Below are 21,505 nucleotides of genomic sequence, written 5' to 3' on the forward strand. Positions count from 1 at the left end.
CTCCACCTCTGATAAGATCAATGTCCCATCAGCTTGTAAGCTTCATTTTTTAGGTCCTTGTCCGTCGCTAAAACACCGCGAGCTGCTGTTGTAACCGTTGCAGTGCCAGGCTTTCTGACTCCGCGCATATTCATACACATATGCTCAGCTTCCACCCAGACCAAGGCTCCCTGAGCACCAAGATAGTCCATCAAGGCTTCAGCAATCTCTACGGTCAATCGCTCTTGAATCTGCGGTTTCTTGGCATAGACCTCTACCGTTCGGGCCAGCTTGGACAAGCCTGCTACCCGACCATTAGGAACATAGGCGATATGAACCTTCCCATAAAATGGCAGGAAGTGGTGCTCACACATGGAATGAAAGAAAATATCCTTCTCCACCACCATATTATTGTCAATGATTTCAAAAGACTTGGCCAGATGCTCCTCAGCAGTCTCACCCAGCCCAGCAAAGATTTCCTGGTACATTTTAGCAATGCGCTGTGGCGTCTCCTGCAAGCCTTCTCGGCTTCCGTCTTCTCCAACCGCCTCAATAATCTGGGCTACAGCTGCTTCAATTTTCTTCGTGTCCATATATGCTCCTATGTTCATTTTTGTTTTTTGATAATTGACTTGACTGAGAAGGACGCTCAGCAAAGTCTAACTTGCTATTTTCAAGGATTACTTTTCTGACTTGAGCCAGAAAATATAGAGAGCCCGTAATCAGCAAAAGCTCATCTGACTCATGCTCTACTGCTAAATAATCTGCTAAATAATCCGACCATTCTTTGTAAGACAGACCTTGCTGCTCAGCCAAGGCTTGCATGCTCTCTTTAGAAAAACTCCGCGGATCAGCAAAGGCTGTCAAGTTTATATCTGCTTTGGGAATCTTTTGTAGCAGCCCCACCATATCATCCAAGGCTTTGGTTTGGATACAAGCAAATAAAATGTGCTTCTTATACGTCTGATAATGCTGATCCAGTGTCGCAGCTAGCGACCGCAGGGCATGGGGATTATGGGCTCCATCCAGAAGGATGAGCGGCTGATCCGATATTCTTTCCAAACGCCCTGGCCATACAGCAGCAAGCAAGGCCCTCTCAACCTCTTCTTTTGTCAACAAGGGCAGCGACTGCAACTGGCAGTATAGGTCACACAAGTGCAGAGCCAATCCAGCATTGTCCGCCTGATGCAGGCCCATCAGAGCTGTTTGATACGAATCTTTGGCCCGATAGGCATTCGAAAAGGAAAAGCACTCCCCCTTCTCTGACTCTTGATGTTCCACTTGATAAGCTTGAGACCAAGCAAAGAGCGGAGCATCTTTTTCAGCAGCCTTTTGCTCGACTACTGCCAGAGCCTCCAGCTCCAACCTACCTGTCACAAGGGGAACTCCAGGCTTGATAATGCCTGCTTTTTGCTGGGCAATAGCCTCTAGACTGTCACCCAGCAAGGCCACATGATCCAGACCGACTGTCGTGATAGCAGTCAGCAAGGGCTGACAGACATTGGTACTGTCCAAAAGCCCACCCATGCCGACCTCGATAATAGCCACATCCACCTGCTGCTGGACAAAATAATCATAAGCCAGAGCAGTTACAATCTCAAACTCAGTCACCCCCTGCAAGCAAGAGTCTGTCGCATGCTGGGCTAAGAGTTCTTGATAAAGACGCAGCAAGGACTGAAGGTCTTGGTCGGAGATCGCATTGCCATTAATGGCAATCTGCTCATTGTAGTTGACTAGGTAGGGAGAGGTAAAGGTGCCAACACGCAGGTCTCGCACTCCCAAAAGTTGGCGCAAATGGGCAATGGTTGAGCCCTTGCCATTCGTCCCTGCAATATGAATGGCTGGTAGCTGCAAATGCGGATTCCCCCGCAGCTCCAGCAAACGCTCCATCCGCTCCAAACCAAAATTGGGACTGGCTGTCCGATAGGCTTCCAGCCAGCTTAAATCAGGTAACTCTTGTTTTTTCATCTTACTTATACTGACCTAGATTGAGATCTTCTGTCTGCTGCGCTAGACGAATCGCATCGCCAACGGCAGCAGCCATCCGGTGCTTAGCAACTTCGTGTACTCTGACAACTTCAACACCTCTGCTGGCCGCAAGGCTAGTCAGATGGGCTGAAGCTATATCACGGTTTTCAAAGCCTTCCTGAGTCTCAGGATTGACCTCAAAGCCGTTTTCTTCTAAGATACTAACGAGAAACCGCTTACGAGAAACCCCAAGAAAAATAGGGAAACCAGCCTGATGGAGACTACCCAGCTCCTGCAAAATGAGAAGATTCTCCCGCTTGGTTAAACCGAAACCAATCCCTGGATCCAGCATGATATTATCACGCGAAAGACCAGCATTTTCGGCCACCTTCAAAGATTTCTCAAAACACTTCCACATTAGTTCTGCAATCGGCAGCTCTGTAAAAAGAGATAACTCTTCCTTTGTGAAGGCTGAACCAAAGCCAAATTCTGGGAAAATCCTTGAGCTGGCATGTTGAGGACGAGCCATCACCGGATTAAACATGACAATGACTGGCGCGCCATATTCCGCAGCTATCTCTGCCATCTTTTCATCGCCCAAGAGACCAGTAATATCGTTGATGATATCTGCACCCGCAGCCAATGCCGCTGCAGCCACTTCCGACTTCCAAGTGTCCACAGAAATTACAATATCACTTTCCCTACGAATAGCTTCAATGACTGGCACCACCCGCTCTATCTCTTCTTGAATAGCCACAAAATGACTGCCTGGCCGAGTAGACTCACCACCAATATCCAGCATGTGAGCTCCCTCAGCAATCAGCTTTCTAGCCTGAGCCAATGCCGTCTCAACCGTATTGTAGCGCCCACCATCTGAAAAGGAATCCGGCGTCGCATTGATAATGCCACAGAGGCCCGTTCGGCCATCTGGAGCAATTGCTTTTAGATTCACCATTTGACTTTCATCTCATTTCTATCGACTGCCCTGCTCTTCAACAAAAAAGGCACACTCATCTAGTGTACCGCAAAGCTCTCAGCAGATGCAGCATCCAGTCCTATGAACTGCACTCGACTTCACAAGAAGACCTTATCTAGTCCCTTGTTTCATTTACCATTTTACCATAATTCTTCTATTTGACAAAACACTTTCTAAAAGCAAAAGGGCAAAAGGCTGAGAATAATCATATTTCGGAGAACATGGGCCAGCATAGACAGCTCCAAACGCTGAAAATAAGGCCTGAGGAGATGGGCAAAGACTAGTCCCAAAACTAGATAGGAGAGAAAACACAGAGTTTCCTGAGGATTTTTCGCAAGAGAAAAGCAGAGCAAACCTAGTGCAATCCCCCAGCTCTTCCGATAGCGAAGAGGGAAGTCCCTACCAACAAATTTCGGTGCCGCAGGAGATAAAACGGCGATGTCAATCCCCAGAAGCAAAAGAGAAGATGATAGAAAACTCTCCGTCAGCATCTGCTCCACCGCCTGTCCTGACTGTACCTCCTTGCCACACAGCAGAAGAACCCCCACAGCATTGACCAAAATCATCAAAAAATACAAGAAAAGCAGGTGTCGATAGTTGCTTGACTGACGCAGAGAACCTTTGATTTCCTGCAATTCCCTGGAAAAATAAAAGGCGCAACAAAAAAGCAACCCCAGCAAGCCCACCATAAAAAGCAGATTAGCATGACTAAAGACCAAGCGATGAGGTATTGGATGGATCATGAGCAGCAGTCCCGTCTGAGTCAACATAGCCATTAGTAACAATTGAATGATTTTTTCTAATTTCAGCATATTCTCTCCATTCTTCTCTTATCATTATAGAAGAAGTAAGAGCAAGCTGGGAGAAATCCCCTCAAATGTCCTAATTTGTGCCTCAAATGACAAAAAAAGCAGATATTCTCTGCTTTCCTACTTGTTCACCAAACCTGTCAGTATCATGATGAGTACTGCAACTCCATTTCTCAGCATGTGTGCCAAAATAGACATTTCCAAACGCTTAAATATATAAGCAACTGCGGCTAAAACAGCACCCATACCTGCATATATAACAAAACTGCCGATGTTGGTCGGACTATGAAAAAGACCAAAAAGAATGACTCCTACAACCAATCCCAAAACATAATGCTTGGTAAAAATCTTCTGAGGAATCAATCCGCGAAAGACCACTTCCTCCAAGATAGGGGCCTGAATTACAGCTCCTACCACTAATAAAATTTTGGGTACATGCTGAAATAAAGCATTCAAGGCATCCTGATTGGCAGTGGATATAGCTTGACCTTCCAGCAACATGATAATTGCTCCCAACATGTTGACACCAATCATGACAACATTAGAAACGGCTAACCAGCCAAACGAAGACCATTTGAAGAAGCTAAAGTCAAGGCTCAGCAGTTCTTCTTGCTTTGCCATTCTCAGAACAAAAAAGATAATCAAAAGATATACCACCAGCACAAAGATAGTCTGTTCAGCTGAAAAACTCTTCTCAGAAGCAGTCATCTGTCGGATAAATATAAATGGTAGCTGGCTGAGAAATAAGACAAACAAAGTCAGTAGGATGTACTCTAATTTTTTTAGAATTGCTTTCATATCTTCCTCCTTTTCCTTCCTAGTATAGCTCAATTTTCTCTTTTTGTATAGCCAATTCTTAACTGCAAGCATCTTGTATATCACGGGTCGGGAACTAATACTGATAGTGGCTATGAGATAGAATAGCTCAATGTTTTCAAGGCCAACAACCAAGAAAATACTTTCTTAAAGCATACAAAAAGCCCAGTCAAACTGAGCTTTTGGATTTTCTTAATTTATTGATTTTTGAAACGCTCAACATCACGCGCAATGACCAACTCTTCGTCAGTCGGGATAACCAAGACTTTAATCTTGGCATCAGGACTGGAAATCACCCCTTCTGCACCATGCACATTCTTTTCTGGATCCACGTCACAGCCAAACCATGAGATACCTTCAACAACCAATCTACGAATGGTCACAGAATTTTCACCGATTCCTGCGGTAAAGATGATAGCATCAGCTCCATTTAAGACAGCAAGATACTGACCAATATATTTCTGAATCCGGTCTACAAAAATGTCGTTAGCTAATTGAGCCTTGGCATCACCTGCCCGCATCGCTTCATGAATATCGCGCATATCACTAGACTTCTCAGAAACGCCTAGCAAGCCAGATTCACGGTTCAAGACGCGACTAATATCTTCTGGAGTATTAAAGTCATCCGTGTATTGCATCAAGTAAGGAATAATAGCTGGATCAATATCCCCTGTACGCGTTCCCATCATGACACCGCCAAGTGGTGTGAATCCCATAGAAGTATCTACAGAAACGCCCTTGTCAACTGCTGTGATGGAAGCTCCGTTACCGATATGGCAAGTGATAAGCTTGAGTTCTTCAATCGGACGTCCCAAAACTTTCGCAGCTTCCTTGGCTACATACTCATGGCTAGTACCATGAGCCCCGTACTTGCGAACCTTGTTTTCAGTGTAATATTTAGTCGGAATCGGATAGCGATAAGCCTTTTCCGGCATAGTTGTATGGAAAGAGGTGTCAAAGACTACCACACTGGTGATGTCTGGCAAAATTTCTCTAAAAGCACGGATGCCTGCAGCATTGGCTGGATTATGCAATGGAGCCAGAAGAGACAACTCCTCTACCTTTTGAATCACTTCTTCATCAACGAGCGCTGAATCCTTAAAGTATTCACCGCCAGCCACAACACGATGGCCCACACCGGTAATCTCATCATAAGATTCAATGATATTAAAGCGTTTCAAATCATCCAGCAAAATTTTTACGGCCTGCGTGTGATCTTCAATATCAATAACCTGCTTCTCTGACCGACCGTCAAACTTCACTGTTGAAATAGAATCCTTGAGACCAATCCGTTCCAGCAAGCCCTTAGCCAAGACCTTTTCTTCTGGCATCAAATAGAGTTGCCATTTTAAGCTTGAGCTTCCTGCATTAATAGAAATTGTTTTCGACATTTCTTCACCTCTTTAAGCGTTTTCAAAATCATTATATCAAAATTTTGTTTGAATTTCACTATCTTTGTACCAGTTTTGAAAACTTTGACGGAATTTAAACATCTCATCATGATCCTGCAAATTCCGCAGAGGATAGATAAAAGGCTGAACGTTATTCGCTTCTTGCTTCCTAAGGACAAATAGAGTCTTGGCATGCTTGCTGCTTGAGAAAATAGACTCTGGCAAGGTTATCATCGCAATAAACTGAGCCTTGGCTAAGAGCCATTTTTTCAGCAGAGGAGCCTGAGCGCTGGTCAAGAGGTCATTCGGCGCCAGAAATATAGCATAGCCTCCCGGCTTCAGATATTTGAGCGACTGCTCCATTAGAAGATGATGAGCATAAGTGTGCTCATCCGGACTAGCCACTTCATAGCGGGAGGCGATACTGTCGTCCGGATAATAACCGACCGGTAAATCACTGATAATGATATCACTCTCTTTCAGAACCTGAGGCCGAACCGCATCCCCCTGAGCGAAGTGAGCCTTAGAGTTCATAACCTCTGCAATGCTGGCAGAAAGGTCAATTAATAAATCATCTAGCTCCAAACCTAGGTAGTCTATTTTCTTCTGGGTATGATTGAGAATAGTCTCAGCCAAATTCCCAGTCCCACTGCCGATTTCTAATACATCAGCTTCCTCTCCGTGAGCTAGCTGGTCCAATAAGAAAGTAATCAGAAAACCAATTGTATCAGGTGTGAACTGGTGGTTGACCTGCATGGGCTCCGTCTGGGCAGCCTTCATCAGGATAAACTGATAGGCTCTCCGCCACTCTTCCTTGTTCAAATGCAGAGCGCGGATTTTTTCATCGTTAGTCAGAACTTCTTGTAAGTCCGTATCTCCATCTAGGTAAATACCGTTCTGCTCAATCAGAGCATCGTAAAAATTGGTCGCCAGAGCGTTTTGAATATTCTGGACGTTTTCGAGAATCAGAGTATAAGCTTGTTCTATCTTTTCAAAATTCATGGAATCCTCCGTTTATCCTATCATACCAAAAATAAGGCCCCATTCCAAGATATATAAAATTACAAAGATTTTACAGTTATATTAGTCCGGCTTACCAGCTTCGTCCGAAATCGCTTTCTCCTTTTTGTCAGTTGCTTTCTTGTCTTCCTTTGCTTTATCCTCATCTTTCTTAGAAGTACTAAAAGTAAAGGAATAGGAATGACCGCTGCTGAGCTGACTGCTGATTTCAAGATTCTTCCCTTGCTTTCTGTAGGATGCTTTGCCCTGTTCAAACATCATCTCCCCTCTATCCTCCTTGGCCCCAGCTTTTGTCAGAACTGCCATTGCATAGGCTTCCGTCCTTTCCCTGTTGAAAAGCTGCAGACGCTGACTGCTGACTTGACGGTTGAGATAAAACTGCAGGAGCAGGCTAAAGACAGCGGCCATCAGCAGCGCATACAGTAAAATACCAGCCTCAACTTTCTTCTTCCACACGATAGACGAACTCCCTCTCTAAACCTTTTTCAAAGCGAAAATGAAGATGGACAAGCTTACCCTCCTGACGCACGTCAGCTGCTTCTAAACCATAAATCATCGGCTGGTAGCCGCGACCACTCTTATCTGTTTTACGGAAATCATCTCCCTTGGATTTCCCCAAGGCTAGGTCTCTGCCATCTTGTCTGATGTAGATTTTATTGTCTTCAACCTTATCAAATTGACTTCGCGAAAGCTCCGTCTCCAGTTGGTCGGCAAACAAAAGCCACTCTTGCTGTTGATTATTCTCCTGCTGATGCAGTTCTGAAGATAAGAGCTGGGTCATAGCCTGAAAGACCAGTATTCCACCACTAAGGACTAACAGGGCAACCAAGGTTTCCAAAAGAGTAAAAGCCTTGACTTTAAGGTTTTTGGACACGGATGACTACCTCCCCTTCGTGATAGACTAGCAGCTGCTTATCTGTCTTAAGCTGACGTACAGTAATTCCGTTGATATGAAGCTCTTCTTGTCCTGTCTGCAGAGCCATGCGAGCTACTCGAAGCACCTCTTCCTGCTGCAGAAGGACCCGCTGCTCCTTACGAGACTGACTAATCTGTCCCAAAAGCAAACTGGCAATAGCAGCAAAAACTGCCATGGCCACCAGAGCTTCCAGCAGAATGCTAGCTTGAAGATGTCGTCTTTTTAAACTTGCCATTGCCCATATAAAGCTGGTAAACAACTGTCCTGTCCTCCGTCTGAAAAATAATCTTGCTGAGCGATGAGTTCCCGCCAGCCCGGTCAAACTGAATGACCTGCTGCTCATGTTCCTGCAAAGTTTGCGGAAAATCCAGCTCTTGATAGCCATTGGAAACCTGCCGTCCTGAAATCTCCAGAGAAAGCTTCTCATGCCCGGCTAAGCTCAGCCTCTGCGTCTCCTGATAGAGTCTCTCAAATTCTAAAAAGAAGAGTTGCTCTTGAACCTGATTGAACCCAGCCCTCACCGAGCCAGATAAGCCTAATAGTAGAAAACTAACAACAAAAAGAACGAGTAGACTTTCCAGCAGTGTAAAAGCCTTAATTGGCAACCGCTTGAGTTTCGCCACTGTGTTTTCCATAGTAAGCCTTATAAGAATCTGCCTGTTTCTGACTGATATTTCCTGCGCTGACCAGCTTGCTTAGGCTAGCCTTTTCATTGGTATTCTTCAGTTCATAGAGCTCCGCCTGGCTTTCTACCACCTTGACCACCGCTGCCGTTCCTGTATCTGAAACAGCATCTTTTTGCTTGGTCAGATTAGGCACAAAGAGCAGCAAGAGCACGCTGATAACCAGCAAAACAATCAGCATTTCCACAAGGGTGAATGCTTGAACTTTTAAGGTATTAAGTTTTTTCATTACAAATGAACCTCCATATTCTGATAAATGGGCAAGAGCATTGCCGCATAAAGTAAAACAATCACTAAGGCAACAAAAATAAATACTAGGGGCTGAATGAAATTCATGGCTCGGTTGATACGTAGGAAAAATTCCTCCCAAGTCTTTTCAGCATAGACTTCCAGCTCACTACCTAGCTTGGATTTGACCTCACCGTACTCGATCATCAAGGACAATTCTTTCTTAAAGAAAGGGTAGCTTGCCACCTTGTCCGCATAGCCTTGACCTCCTTGCAAAGCAACAGCCATATCTGCTCCAATTTCCTGAAAGAGCTGGGAAGGCTGCTCCTGCATAATCGCAAAAATCTGACTCAGTTCCAAGCCCTGACCAATCATATTTCCCCATTCACGAGCATAATAAGCGGTCAAGTAAGCCTGTACCAAATGTCCAATAAAAGGCAGAGCTGCTAGTTTGCTGAAAAAACGAATCTTGGATGACTTTCGATAGTAAAAGAGAGCCACTGAAACCAAGACAGCTAAAGCAAGGCTGCTCCACAAAAAGATCTGAGGCAGGTGATTAATCAGCCGAGTAGCTAGATTCTGGCTGTCCAATTGAGGCAGAAGATAGTTGCGCAATCCCACCATGATAAGGACCAAAAAGCCCAGCAGCATGAGAGGATAGGTTCCTACCTCTATCAATTTTTTCTTAACCTTGGATAGATTTTCCAGATAGGCCTCAATTTTGCCCAGACTTAGAGTCAGATTGCCATGCAGCTCGGATAAGGACAGCTGGGTTACCACGCTGTCGGAAAATCCCAGTCGACTGACAATCTCTGAAAAAGACTGACCAGCTGACAAGCCTCCCCGCATTTCTGCCACATAAGCCTCCTCCAGCAAGGCACTTCGCCTCAGAAAGTCTACAATCTCTGCTAGGTGAAAACCGCTGCTGAAGAGATTATGAAAGAGCTCAATAATCTTTTTCTGCTTAGGCGTAGACAATTTTTTCGGTCTGCCTTTGCTCAGCACTGATATGTCCTTCTGCAAAAAGCTGATCAATCTGCTGATTCCAGACTGCGGCTTCGTGCTCTTGATAGTTTTGACTGACAAAATCAACGACACCTCCTCCCCCAATTAAACGCTGGTAACACACACCTTGCAGCACCATTTTTAGCTCATCCTCGCTAACACCCAATTCCAAAAGCCGCTCATAGACACCTCGAACACTCTTAGCATGAATCGTTGAAAAGACCGTAGCTCCAGTCAAACTTGCCCGAACCACTGCTCTAGCTGTCTCTCGATCACGGATTTCCCCAATAATCAAGAGATCCGGCCGATGTCGCAGAGACAGCTTAATCAGACTATCATAAGTCATGCCAATGGTTTCGTTCAGCTGCAGCTGCAGCATAGCCTCTTGCTTAATCTCAACCGGATCTTCAATCGACATAACCTGCTGACCAGAAAATTTAAGCTGAGCCAAATGGTACATCAAGGTCGTCTTGCCACTGCCGACTGGGCCTGAGAATAGATAGAGGCCGCGAGCCTGAATTTTCTTGCGCAGCTCCGGCAATTGCTCAAACCAAAAGCGCAGCTCCCTGTCTTCATCATGCAGGAGCCGGATAACCAGACTTTCAAAACCACGATAATCACCAACTGTCGACAGCCGGATTGAAACCTTGGCTTCCTCACAATCATAATCGCAAGACCCAAGTTGACTGCGGCGCTTCTCTCCAACATTCATACCTGCGACAAACTTAAAGTGGCTGATAACGGCTGACAGAAGCTCAAAATCATAAGTCTTGATAAAGCGACGTTCATCACCAATTCTCATATAAAGCTCATAGCAAGTAGTCTTAGGAATGAGGTAAATATCCTGCGCCCCTTCTTGCCGAGCCTGCCTGATCATTTCTTTTGCAATTTCTTGAACCATACATCCTCCTCACCTTACTATTCGCAAAAAATTCAAAAAAAGAAAAAACAGCGGAAGAAACTTAACTTCTAAGAAGTTAGGTCTCTTCTGCTGCTCTATTATCAGATTTGCAAAATATATTCTGTCGATTTAAAGAGGCTTAGCGGATTTTAGTTTAGCTGAGCAAGCTCGGTGCTTTTCAAGGCCGTTCTGCTTAGTATAGCCTGGCCGGTACTTGCTCTTAGGAATCTGGCAGTCATTCTCCAGCAAAAACAGCGAGTGATACTGCTGAACATTCTCATCGCACTCCTCGCACCAGCGCTGATCCTCCGGATCCCAAAAAATAGTCATTAAATCACTGCGGCTCTTATACAGAGGTGACTGGTCTGCCATTTGCAACCAGCGGTTTTTATAATACTTAAGGGCTTGATAATAATCATCGAAGTGCTTCTTTGCAATGACATCTTCTTCCCAGCCATCCAGGAACCACCACGGTTCATAGTCCCCGTACATCTCAATTACGCAATACATACTCGTCCTCTCTTTGTACCGTATATTATATATAAATTCCTTTGATAACAAAACTATTTTGCTCAAAATTAGAAAACAATATAAAACCCCTTTTAACCAAAGATTAAAAGGGATAGGCAAAAGACAACTTAAGAATTTTATTGGACTGGGGAGAGGTCATTTTCTATAATAACCTTAATAGCATGATGGTCAGCAGCTTGGCCAAAGACCTTGAAAGCTTCTTCAATTTCACTCAACTTAAAGTAATGAGTCACTAGCTTTTCTGGCTCAATCTTATGACTTTCCAGAGCCTTTAACAGCTGTGGAGTAGTATTGGTAGATACCAGCCCCGTCGTCACATTGATATTTCGAATCCAGAGCCGGTCTAACTCAAACTCGACAGGTTTGCCATGAACTCCACAGTTAGCAATGGTTCCATCAATAGCAATAACTTTCTGACAAAGATCAAAACTGGCTGGAATCCCTACTGCTTCAATGGCTACATCAACTCCACGTCCATCTGTCAAGTCAAAGATAGCCTGCACAGCTTTTTCAGCATCCGCTGAATTTACCTTATCTGTTGCCCCAAAGGCCATGGCCGTATCTAAACGATTCTCATCGATGTCAACCATGATAATCTTTGACGGAGAATAAAACTGAGCTGTCAGCAGAGACGCGAGACCAATTGGCCCAGAGCCAACGATAGCTACTGTACATCCAGGCTCTACTTTGCCTTTTAAAACTCCTATTTCATAAGCTGTTGGCAAGATGTCTGACAGCATGACTAAGGCTTCATCGGATAAATCAGACGGTGTATGATAGAGAGTATTATCCGCATGGGGCACACGCAGATACTCAGCTTGAGTTCCGTCAATCAAATGCCCGAAAATCCATCCACCTTCATCTTCACAATGGGCGTAAATGCCCTTCTTGCAATAGTAGCACTTGCCACAGGCACAAACACAGGAAATCAGAACCTTATCGCCCTTCTTGAAATTGGTTACACTGTCACCAACTTCTTCAACAATACCGATGCCTTCATGTCCCAGAATAGTACCGCTCTTGCAAGCAGGTACGTCTCCTTTAATAATATGAAGATCAGTCCCGCAGATAGTAGTCTTAACCATACGGACAATAGCGTCTGTTGGCTTGCGTACGACAGGTTTATCAACATCTACAAACTGGGCAAGTCCCGGCTTAACATAAGTATAAGCTTTCATAGGCTATCCTTTCTATTGTTATGTTATGATGAATGTTTTCCATTTTATTTTAACAGTTTGTGAAAAAAATCTCAAGGTTTTTCTCCAAAAAAGTGGGACAAACACCGTTTTGTCCCACCCTATTGTCTGCATGATCTTAAGCAGAATTTTCATCTTGCTTGTTTCTGCATTATAAAGTTTCTAAAGCAACCATCGTTGTCACAGCCGCGTCATAGTAATTATCTGACGGCAAGCCTTGGATGAAGAGATATTTATTCTGCTGTACTAATTTGCGGAATTCTATATTGTTATTAGCCGCATAGAATACTGGAGCGGTAAAGCTGCCAGCCTGATTGCTATTGAGAGCCTTGCCTTTCAGGTTGTAGCCCGTATAAATCTTTTCTTGATTGAGGAAGAAGTTCAACATCTTCTTCAGCATTTTTTGACTTTTTTCATCCTTGCTTTGAGCCAGGTTGTAAGGGAGGCGGCAAGCATTATACGAATAATAACCATCATTAGCAGATTCTACTGTATCAGGCTCAGCAGCCCGAACTTTGTCACCGTCAACCCAGATAAAGTCTGGTAACAAACCAGTCTTGTTATCAGCGCTAATTGCTTCAAGTTTGCTGAGCATGTTATCTCGGATTGTCAGCCACTGCTTATCTTTGGTCAACTCATAGAAAGCTTGGAACTGCTGCGGCAATGTATCAGAAGTCCGCATGAGATTATAAAATTTCGATTCTGCATTTGCCCAGTTCCCAACTGTCAAAACACCATTGCTTTCATTATAGTTATAAGCCAAGACATCTTTCAGAATAGCCTGAGCCTGTTCTTGGTATTCTTTAGCCTTGTCCGGCCACTGTTTAGCCGCCTGAATCAAAGCATAGGCAATGTAGAGATCGCCGTCTGTAGCATTGTTTTCGTCTTCATGATTGCTCTTTCCGTCCTTAATCGTCTGTTTCCAAGACATGAGTTGGGTATCTTTCAGACGATGAGCTAGATAATATTGGTAGAGCTTTTCAAAATCAGCCGAACTGGCATCACCTTGCTTAGCTGCATCCACAGCAATCACCATGCCATATCCCTGAGCCTCAGACAGCACAACATCTTCAGTCTTACTGTTTGTCGTCCTGATATAAGACAATTTGTCCTTGGTTACGACATATTCTTTAGACCATTGGCTGTATATCTTCTTTTTGATATTAGGAGTACTGCCCATACGGGTGTACAAGAGGATACTAGCCAAGACAGCCAGAATTATCACAAACCAAATAAATCTTAATCTTGTTCTTTTCACACTTTCTCCTAACCTGCAAATCGTTTTGTTTTAACCCACTTGGTTTCTTTCCGCTTCAAAATCTTGTCCAAGATAACAGATCCTACTGCATCTAAAGAGACCACGATAAAGAGCTGAGAGTAAGTAAAATAGGACACAAGGGCCAGCCAAATCTGTTTGGTAGTCGCCTGTCCAAACTGAGAAGCCAGGGCAATATTGATCTGCAAAAGATAAAGCAAAATCATCAGAAGCCAGTTAAAGAGCATCAGCTGGACGATATAGATATTCTGAGCATCAAAAGCGAAAGGAATCCGCACATTCGGTATAAAGAGCTGGGTAATCATCGCCGCTACATTGGCAAAGAAAACCAAGTTAGATAGGACAATCGCCAGATTGAACCAGAAGAAGATACAAGAATAATTAAATACTTCCAGTTTCACTCGCCAATTACCGCCGCTAAAGAGATGCTTGAAGTTGTCAATAACCACCTCGTAATTCCCCTTGGCCCAGCGCTTACGCTGCAAGTAGTAGGACTTGAGGGTCTCAGGTTCTTGCTGGAAAGCCTCAGAGTTATAAGCCAAGGCAATTAGCTTGCCGCTCTGCATAATCTTAAAGGAAATTTCCGTGTCCTCTGTCAAGGCACCGTTTTTCCAACCACCAATACTCTTAACAAACTCAGTGTTAATCAAGAAGTTTGTACCTGGAATCCGTCCAATCTTGAAGAGATGCCACATACCTACGTGGTAAACACGCTGAGTTACAACGATTTCTTGGTTGATACAGCGTGTCAGGAAGTTCTGGTTGGCATTACGGGTCTTATTGCGTCCGAAAGAAGCAACGTGACGTTCTGGATCTTCTAAGACTTTCTTGACTAGGAAGTAGAGGGCATTCTTTTCAGGCATAGCATCCGCATCGTAGACACAGATATATTCGCCCTTAGCCATCTTCAGGGCATCATTCAGCACCCCTGCCTTACCTCCCGTACCTGTACGGTCTGTAATTGTAACATTGCGTCCAGCATACTCAGGCATAGCCTGTACTTTCAGCATTTCCTGATAGGTATCATCCGAGCAATTGTCCGCAAAGAGCAGAACTTCCACTCGGTCATGAGGATAATCCAAGTCCAGAATGGCCTTGGTCGTCTGAGCGATAACCACATCTTCATTGTGGGCTGGGACAACGACCGTAACCATAGGATAATGCTCCAAGGGACTGGTATCCACATTGAAGTCACTGCGCTTCATCCAGAAATGCACGGAAGAGCATAGAATAACCAAAGCCCAAGCCAGAGACATCCAGATGGAGAACAGGGCGATAATCATAATAAGCTGACTAATCATGACGAGTCACCGCCCTAAAATTTTTATTAACCCGATTGTAAATAACCAGATAATAGATGAAGAGGACAAAAAAACTAATAGCAAAAAAGATACTTAGCACTATAGAGATGATAAAAAATACTTCAGTTAAAGACATGTGTTTACCTCCTAATATTCTACGATAATGTCGGTTTCAAGCTGACGCTCCAGATTGCTTAAAGCGTCATCAAAATTATGGAATTTATCAATATTTTGAGCGTTCAGTTTTAAGCTACCAGACTGAAACTGAATTTCTTGGTCAGTTTTCTTATTTTCAAAGCGCATTGTCGTCAAATCGGCACGCACTTTCTCTTGGAAATATTCCTTGACTTCCTGATCCAGATCTTCTACCAGAACGAGAAAGTTACCATTAGATACATAGTAAACCGTTTCTACATTCTGGAAGTCCCAGTTGATCAGTCGTAAAATTCTCTTGAGCATCCGCTTGTACTCCCGAGAGTGAATTTGATAAAAATGATGATTGTGTGCCCAATGGACCAACAAGGCCTGAAAGGCTGGAACTTCTTCCAGATGCACTTTCTTAACTAGCTCATCATAGGCCTCAGCAGCATCTTCACTGTCATCCTGTACTAATCCCAAGCGCTGATGAAGATAGAAATTCACTCGGCTGGTAAGCCAAGCGCTGACAGGGAAGACGGAAAGCAAGAAGAAAACTTGATTATCCGGCAGATATGTTACATCAAAGAGCAAGACCAAGGTTGCAATAACTACACTTAAAATCATAGCCCAGGTCACCAAGAGATCGGATAGGACAAAGACACTAAAAATACCTAATAAAATCAGCGCGATTCCGATATAAAATATGTTAGCTGCAAAATTCCAGCTGTAGAAAAGAATTAGTCCAATTGCCAGTACAAAGACTGCTAATGATTTTTCTAGTCCTTTTTTCCTAAACATTCTTTACTCCTGTCTTAAATTCTTCTGGCCTAGCCGTCTGCTTAAAATAGTGAGCTATTGCTTGAGCAATCCGCTCCGAAGCCTGACCGTCACCATATGGATTGCTGGCTTGAGCCATCTCTTGATAGAGTGACTCATCTGTCAATAGGGCTTCCATCGCCTCTGCTACTGCTTGAGTTTCTGTACCAACCAGCTTCAATGTGCCGGCTTCAACTCCTTCTGGTCTCTCTGTTGTATCACGAAGTACCAGTACAGGCTTACCTAAGGAAGGCGCTTCTTCCTGTACTCCACCTGAATCTGACATGATAAAGTAGCTTTTAGCTGCGATATTGTGGAAATCCAACACATCCAAAGGCTCAATCAGATGAATCTTCTCATTGTCACTCAGAATTTCTCTGGCCGCCTCCTGAACCGCTGGACTCAAGTGAACGGGATAGACAATTTCCACATCATCATGGGCATCTACAATCTGCCGTAGAGTTCGAAAGACCCTTCTCATCGGCTCGCCTTGATTTTCCCGACGATGCATCGTCACCAAAATCATCTTGCGAGCTGGATCAATACAATCAAGCACTTCGTGCTGATAATCAGCTTGGACTGTCAGCTTGAGAGCGTCGATAGCTGTATTTCCTGTCACAAAAACTGTTTCTGCTGGATGGTTTTCCTTGAGCAAGTTAGCCTTGCTCTGATCTGTTGGTGCAAAATACAAGTCCGTTAATGAGTCGGTCATCTGACGATTCATCTCTTCTGGGAAAGGAGAGTATTTATTCCAAGTCCGCAAACCAGCTTCCACGTGGCCGATACGAACTTGATTATAAAATGCTGCAAGACTAGCCGCAAAAGTCGTTGTCGTATCACCGTGCACCAGCATGATATCTGGCTTGTTTTCCTTTAAGATATCATCCAGCTTATGCAGGATCTTGACAGTAATATCTGTCAGGGTTTGATTCTTCCCCATAATGTCCAAATCATAATCAGGCTCAATCTTAAAAGTTTCAAGCACCTGATCCAGCATCTGACGATGCTGAGCAGTCACAACTGTTGTTGTTTCAAACAGGTCTGCCTGCTCCTTCAGTTCAATAACCAGCGGAGCCATCTTAATTGCTTCTGGACGAGTTCCAAAAACAACCATCACCTTAATTTTCTTCATTTTTCCTCACCAAAAATCAACATTGTTATATTAACTTTTTACTAAAAAATGTTTGTTTTAAGCAACCTTAGTTATTTTACCATCAAGCGTTTCAATAATCAAAGCATGAACTATTATTTTATACTTTCTTAATAGTAATTTACACATTGGTAACTTATTTAAGATTATTTTAATTTTCTTAACTTAACTGTAACTTAAAATTGCTGAGATTTTTCGGTTTTCCCAAAATAATAAATAAAAAGGAAAGAATTTATGGGCTTCAATCTATATTTTATGCAGAATTTTGTGTTTTTTACCTGTATTTTTTAATTTTTATTCATTGTAATAAAATACTATCCTATTTGTAATCTAATTGTTTTCTATTCTTTATCTTTCAAAAACCTCCCTTCATGAATGAAACAGCTAGATAAATTCCAGCTATCGCTCTTTACAATCTCCGACCACTACCATTAAAACCAACCTCCTCTTTTTAAAAAAGTCAAACCTCCCCCTCCTACTATTTTAGGAATTTTAAAATAGTATAACCTAGCGCTATCATACCACAAGAAACCATTGATCTTTCTGATTAAAAATAGACGTGGCATCTCCTATCCTAAAAAAGCTGAAACACGAAATCTTGCGTGATTCTTCTATAATCGTTCAATCATAAAGTGGAGCTTAAAAAGCACCGCTCCTAATTATATTATAGGATAATATTTAGTGGCGGGCAAGAAATTATCGGCTGCAACAAAAAATCCCTCCCGAAAATCGGGAGGGGAAGTTCTTTATTTAAGAACAATATTTTCTTCAGTTTCAAATCCATCTGGCAGTTCTGTCACTTCGTTGATAATTTCAACTTCATTGACAGCCTGAGGTTCCAGATTGCGGTAGCGAGCCATGCCAGTACCAGCTGGAATAATCTTACCGATGATAACATTTTCTTTGAGTCCGAGCAGATGGTCTTTCTTACCACGGATAGCAGCATCTGTCAGGACACGAGTTGTTTCCTGGAAGGAAGCTGCAGACAGGAAGCTATTTGTCTCAAGGGAAGCCTTGGTGATTCCCATGAGGACTGGACGGGCTGTCGCAGGCACTCCGCCTGAGATAACCACATCACGGTTAGCATCTGTAAAGTCTGTAATATCCATGAGAGTTCCCATGAGAAGATCTGTATCTCCTGGATCCATGACGCGCACCTTGCGAATCATCTGGCGAACCATTACCTCGATGTGTTTGTCGCCGATTTCTACCCCTTGGCTACGGTAAACTTTTTGTACTTCAGCAAGCAGATAAGTTTCAACAGACAAGACATCGCGGACAGCCAGCAAGTGCTTCGGCTGGATAGAACCTTCAGTCAAGGCAGCACCGCGAGAGACTTGGTCTCCCACTTCAACCTTCATGCGAGCTGTAAATGGCACCACGTATTCACCTTCTCCAGTTGCACCTGTAACAAAGACCTTCTTGGTACGAGTAGATGCATCTTCTTCGATGGCAGTAACTTCACCCTTGACTTCAGTGATAACCGCTTCCCCTTTCGGATTGCGAGCTTCAAAGATTTCTTGGACACGAGGAAGACCTTGCGTGATATCGGTATTAGAGGCAACACCACCCGTGTGGAAGGTCCGCATGGTCAGCTGTGTACCAGGCTCCCCGATAGACTGGGCAGCGATGGTTCCGACTGCTTCACCGACTTCAACTGCATCGCCAGTTGCCAAGTTAATACCGTAACAATGACGGCAGACACCGTGGCGGGTGTTACATGTAAAGACGGAGCGAATCGTCACTTCTTCAACACCAGCATTGACAATCTCGCGCGCCTTGTCTTCTGTGATCAATTCATTTGGACCAATAATGACAGCACCAGTTTCTGGATGTTTAACCGTCTTCTTAGTGTAACGACCATTGAGACGCTCTTCCAGAGACTCGATCATTTCCTTACCTTCTGTGATAGAAGTGATGAGCAAGCCGCGGTCTGTACCACAGTCGTCTTCACGGATAATCACATCTTGGGCAACGTCAACCAGACGACGAGTCAGGTAACCTGAATCGGCAGTCTTAAGGGCCGTATCGGTCATACCCTTACGAGCACCGTGGGTTGAGAAGAACATTTCCAGAACGGACAGACCTTCACGGAAGTTAGACAAGATTGGCAATTCCATGATACGTCCATTTGGCGCAGCCATCAGACCACGCATACCAGCCAATTGAGAGAAGTTGGAGATATTACCACGGGCTCCAGAGTCCATCATCATAACGATAGGGTTCTTCGGATCCTGGTTGGCAACCAGACGTTTTTCCAATTTCTCACGAGCTGCCCGCCACTCAGCAGTAACTGCATTGTAGCGTTCGTCATCAGTAATCATACCGCGACGGAATTGTTTAGTAATTTGGTCCACGCGCTTGTGGGATTCTTCAATAATCTCAGCCTTGTCTTCAACAACTGGAATATCAGCGATACCCACTGTCAGACCAGCCAAAGTAGAATGATGGTAACCCAAGTTCTTCAAGCGGTCAAGAAGAGCAGATGTTTCTGTTGTACGGAAGCGTTTAAAGATTTCCGCAATGATATTTCCAAGATTCTTCTTCTTAAACGGAACATTGATCTCAAGCTGTTCAATAACTTCCTTGATATCTTGCCCTGACTCCAATAAGTACTTAGCTGGCACACCTTCTGTTAAGTTAGCATTAGTTGGCTCTTGCAGATAAGGCAATTCCTCTGGCATAATCGCGTTAAAGAGAATTTTACCAACAGTAGTAATCAAAATCTTATGCTTCTGGTCTTCTGTCCAAGGCTTATTAAGACTGTCTGTTGCGATACCAACACGAGTATGCAAGTGAACATAGCCGTTGCGGAAAGCCATAACCGCCTCATCCATATCTTTGAAAATCATGCCTTCGCCTTCGCGGCCAGCCTCTTCCATGGTCAAGTAGTAGTTCCCCAAGACCATATCCTGAGATGGTGTTACAACTGGCTTACCGTCTTTGGGATTCAAGATGTGCTCAGCAGCCAGCATGAGGATACGTGCTTCAGCTTGCGCTTCCTCTGACAATGGTACGTGGATAGCCATTTGGTCACCGTCAAAGTCGGCATTGTAGGCTTCACAGACCAGTGGATGCAAACGAAGAGCTTTACCATCAATCAGAACTGGCTCGAAAGCTTGAATTCCCAAACGGTGAAGGGTCGGTGCGCGGTTAAGAAGCACTGGGTGCTCCTTGATCACTTCTTCCAGAATATCCCAGATACGCTCATCTCCACGTTCTACCAAGCGTTTGGCAGCTTTCACGTTCTGCACAATATCACGGGCAACGATTTCCCGCATGACAAACGGCTTGAAGAGCTCAATCGCCATTTCACGCGGCACCCCACATTGATACATTTTCAATGTAGGACCAACGGCGATAACGGAACGACCTGAGAAGTCAACCCGTTTACCCAGCAAGTTTTGACGGAAACGTCCTTGTTTCCCTTTGAGCATGTGACTCAAAGACTTAAGCGGACGGCTGCCTGGCCCAGTAATTGGACGGCCACGACGACCATTATCAATCAAAGCATCAACCGCTTCTTGAAGCATCCGCTTCTCATTTTGAACGATGATACCAGGGGCATTGAGTTCCAGCAAACGAGCCAAACGGTTGTTCCGGTTGATAACACGGCGGTAGAGATCATTGAGGTCAGAAGCCGCAAAACGACCACCATCCAGCTGAACCATCGGGCGCAAATCTGGCGGAATAACCGGCAGGATATTGAGGACCATCCATTCTGGCTTATTGCCAGACTTGTAGAAGGCATCCAATACATCCAAGCGACGGACAGCCTTAATCCGTTTTTGACCTGAAGCAGTTTTCAATTCTTCTTTGAGGACAGCAATTTCAGCTTCCAAGTCCACTTGTTTCAAGAGGTCTTGAATAGCTTCTGCTCCCATTTTGGCTACAAATGAGCCTGCACCGTACTCGCGTAAACGTTCACGATACTCACGTTCCGTCATGATTGACTTGTGCTCTAGCGGTGTATCCTTTGGATCAATCACCACATAAGCCGCAAAATAAATGACTTCTTCCAGGGCACGTGGGCTCATATCCAAAGTGAGCCCCATGCGGCTTGGAATTCCTTTAAAGTACCAAATATGTGAAACAGGTGCCTTCAATTCGATATGGCCCATACGCTCACGGCGAACCTTGGCGCGGGTTACTTCAACACCACAGCGGTCACAGACGATTCCTTTGTAACGAATCCGTTTGTACTTACCACAGGCACATTCCCAGTCCTTGGTTGGACCGAAGATCACTTCGTCAAAAAGGCCTTCGCGTTCTGGTTTCAGGGTTCGGTAATTGATTGTTTCAGGTTTCTTCACTTCCCCATAAGACCATGAACGGACCTTATTGGGAGAAGCTAGGGTGATTTGCATACTTTTAAAACGATTTACATCAACCACTATTTCTTACC

General features: G+C 44.2%; 22 protein-coding genes. All 22 read right to left on the minus strand.

Annotated elements, in window-relative coordinates; all coding sequences use genetic code 11:
• Positions 1-17 precede the first annotated feature (17 nt).
• Entirely contained in the window at positions 18-572 is a 555-nt protein-coding gene (gene folE, locus FFV08_10885; protein QLB53048.1) for a GTP cyclohydrolase I FolE, read from the minus strand.
• Positions 553-1,947, minus strand: a complete 1,395-nt coding sequence (locus FFV08_10890; protein ID QLB53049.1) for a bifunctional folylpolyglutamate synthase/dihydrofolate synthase — start codon at positions 1,945-1,947, stop codon at positions 553-555. The genes folE and FFV08_10890 overlap by 20 nt, the downstream gene beginning before the upstream one ends.
• A 1-nt stretch (position 1,948) precedes the next feature.
• A complete protein-coding gene (folP, locus tag FFV08_10895; protein ID QLB53050.1) occupies positions 1,949-2,902 on the minus strand; it encodes a dihydropteroate synthase in 954 nt (317 codons plus the stop codon).
• 194 nt (positions 2,903-3,096) lie between these two features.
• On the minus strand, positions 3,097-3,735 hold the full coding sequence (locus tag FFV08_10900) for a CAAX protease family protein (protein ID QLB53051.1): 639 nt from the start codon (positions 3,733-3,735) through the stop codon (positions 3,097-3,099).
• A gap of 117 nt (positions 3,736-3,852) precedes the next feature.
• Entirely contained in the window at positions 3,853-4,530 is a 678-nt protein-coding gene (locus tag FFV08_10905) for a CPBP family intramembrane metalloprotease (GenBank protein QLB53052.1), read from the minus strand.
• 215 nt (positions 4,531-4,745) lie between these two features.
• The gene (locus FFV08_10910) at positions 4,746-5,939 is read right to left on the minus strand and encodes an acetate kinase (GenBank protein QLB53053.1); all 1,194 of its coding nucleotides are present in this window, start codon (positions 5,937-5,939) and stop codon (positions 4,746-4,748) included.
• 36 nt (positions 5,940-5,975) lie between these two features.
• Positions 5,976-6,941 (minus strand): class I SAM-dependent methyltransferase, encoded by a 966-nt coding sequence (locus tag FFV08_10915; GenBank protein ID QLB53054.1) that lies wholly within the window; start codon positions 6,939-6,941, stop codon positions 5,976-5,978.
• Positions 6,942-7,022: 81 nt separating this feature from the next.
• Complete coding sequence (locus tag FFV08_10920; protein QLB53055.1) at positions 7,023-7,415, minus strand: competence protein ComGG; 393 nt, start codon at positions 7,413-7,415, stop codon at positions 7,023-7,025.
• Positions 7,396-7,833, minus strand: coding sequence for a competence protein ComGF (locus tag FFV08_10925; GenBank protein ID QLB53056.1), 438 nt, complete (start codon positions 7,831-7,833; stop codon positions 7,396-7,398). Before FFV08_10925 ends, FFV08_10920 begins: the two co-directional genes overlap by 20 nt.
• On the minus strand, positions 7,817-8,110 hold the full coding sequence (locus FFV08_10930) for a hypothetical protein (GenBank protein QLB53057.1): 294 nt from the start codon (positions 8,108-8,110) through the stop codon (positions 7,817-7,819). The genes FFV08_10925 and FFV08_10930 overlap by 17 nt, the downstream gene beginning before the upstream one ends.
• Positions 8,076-8,498, minus strand: a complete 423-nt coding sequence (locus tag FFV08_10935; protein QLB53303.1) for a type II secretion system protein — start codon at positions 8,496-8,498, stop codon at positions 8,076-8,078. Before FFV08_10935 ends, FFV08_10930 begins: the two co-directional genes overlap by 35 nt.
• Positions 8,470-8,787 (minus strand): prepilin-type N-terminal cleavage/methylation domain-containing protein, encoded by a 318-nt coding sequence (locus tag FFV08_10940; protein ID QLB53058.1) that lies wholly within the window; start codon positions 8,785-8,787, stop codon positions 8,470-8,472. Before FFV08_10940 ends, FFV08_10935 begins: the two co-directional genes overlap by 29 nt.
• Positions 8,787-9,791: a type II secretion system F family protein gene (locus tag FFV08_10945; protein ID QLB53059.1), complete on the minus strand. Its 1,005-nt coding sequence runs from the start codon at positions 9,789-9,791 to the stop codon at positions 8,787-8,789. The genes FFV08_10940 and FFV08_10945 overlap by 1 nt, the downstream gene beginning before the upstream one ends.
• Positions 9,751-10,692 (minus strand): type II/IV secretion system protein, encoded by a 942-nt coding sequence (locus tag FFV08_10950; GenBank protein ID QLB53060.1) that lies wholly within the window; start codon positions 10,690-10,692, stop codon positions 9,751-9,753. The genes FFV08_10945 and FFV08_10950 overlap by 41 nt, the downstream gene beginning before the upstream one ends.
• A 129-nt stretch (positions 10,693-10,821) precedes the next feature.
• Complete coding sequence (locus FFV08_10955; GenBank protein ID QLB53061.1) at positions 10,822-11,202, minus strand: DUF1033 family protein; 381 nt, start codon at positions 11,200-11,202, stop codon at positions 10,822-10,824.
• 137 nt (positions 11,203-11,339) lie between these two features.
• The gene (locus FFV08_10960; protein ID QLB53062.1) at positions 11,340-12,401 is read right to left on the minus strand and encodes a zinc-dependent alcohol dehydrogenase family protein; all 1,062 of its coding nucleotides are present in this window, start codon (positions 12,399-12,401) and stop codon (positions 11,340-11,342) included.
• 169 nt (positions 12,402-12,570) lie between these two features.
• On the minus strand, positions 12,571-13,599 hold the full coding sequence (locus FFV08_10965; GenBank protein ID QLB53304.1) for an endoglucanase: 1,029 nt from the start codon (positions 13,597-13,599) through the stop codon (positions 12,571-12,573).
• A gap of 86 nt (positions 13,600-13,685) precedes the next feature.
• Positions 13,686-14,996 carry a glycosyltransferase gene (locus tag FFV08_10970; GenBank protein ID QLB53063.1) on the minus strand — a complete coding sequence of 437 codons (1,311 nt, stop codon included), beginning with the start codon at positions 14,994-14,996 and terminating at the stop codon, positions 13,686-13,688.
• On the minus strand, positions 14,989-15,132 hold the full coding sequence (locus FFV08_10975) for a hypothetical protein (GenBank protein ID QLB53064.1): 144 nt from the start codon (positions 15,130-15,132) through the stop codon (positions 14,989-14,991). Before FFV08_10975 ends, FFV08_10970 begins: the two co-directional genes overlap by 8 nt.
• 11 nt (positions 15,133-15,143) lie before the next feature.
• Positions 15,144-15,932, minus strand: a complete 789-nt coding sequence (locus FFV08_10980; GenBank protein ID QLB53065.1) for a hypothetical protein — start codon at positions 15,930-15,932, stop codon at positions 15,144-15,146.
• Entirely contained in the window at positions 15,925-17,082 is a 1,158-nt protein-coding gene (locus FFV08_10985) for a UDP-N-acetylglucosamine 2-epimerase (non-hydrolyzing) (protein QLB53066.1), read from the minus strand. Before FFV08_10985 ends, FFV08_10980 begins: the two co-directional genes overlap by 8 nt.
• A 764-nt stretch (positions 17,083-17,846) precedes the next feature.
• The gene (gene rpoC / locus FFV08_10990) at positions 17,847-21,494 is read right to left on the minus strand and encodes a DNA-directed RNA polymerase subunit beta' (protein ID QLB53067.1); all 3,648 of its coding nucleotides are present in this window, start codon (positions 21,492-21,494) and stop codon (positions 17,847-17,849) included.
• Positions 21,495-21,505 lie beyond the last annotated feature (11 nt).

Origin of the sequence: Streptococcus sanguinis, from assembly GCA_013378335.1 — a bacterium.
Taxonomy (GTDB): domain Bacteria; phylum Bacillota; class Bacilli; order Lactobacillales; family Streptococcaceae; genus Streptococcus; species Streptococcus sanguinis_I.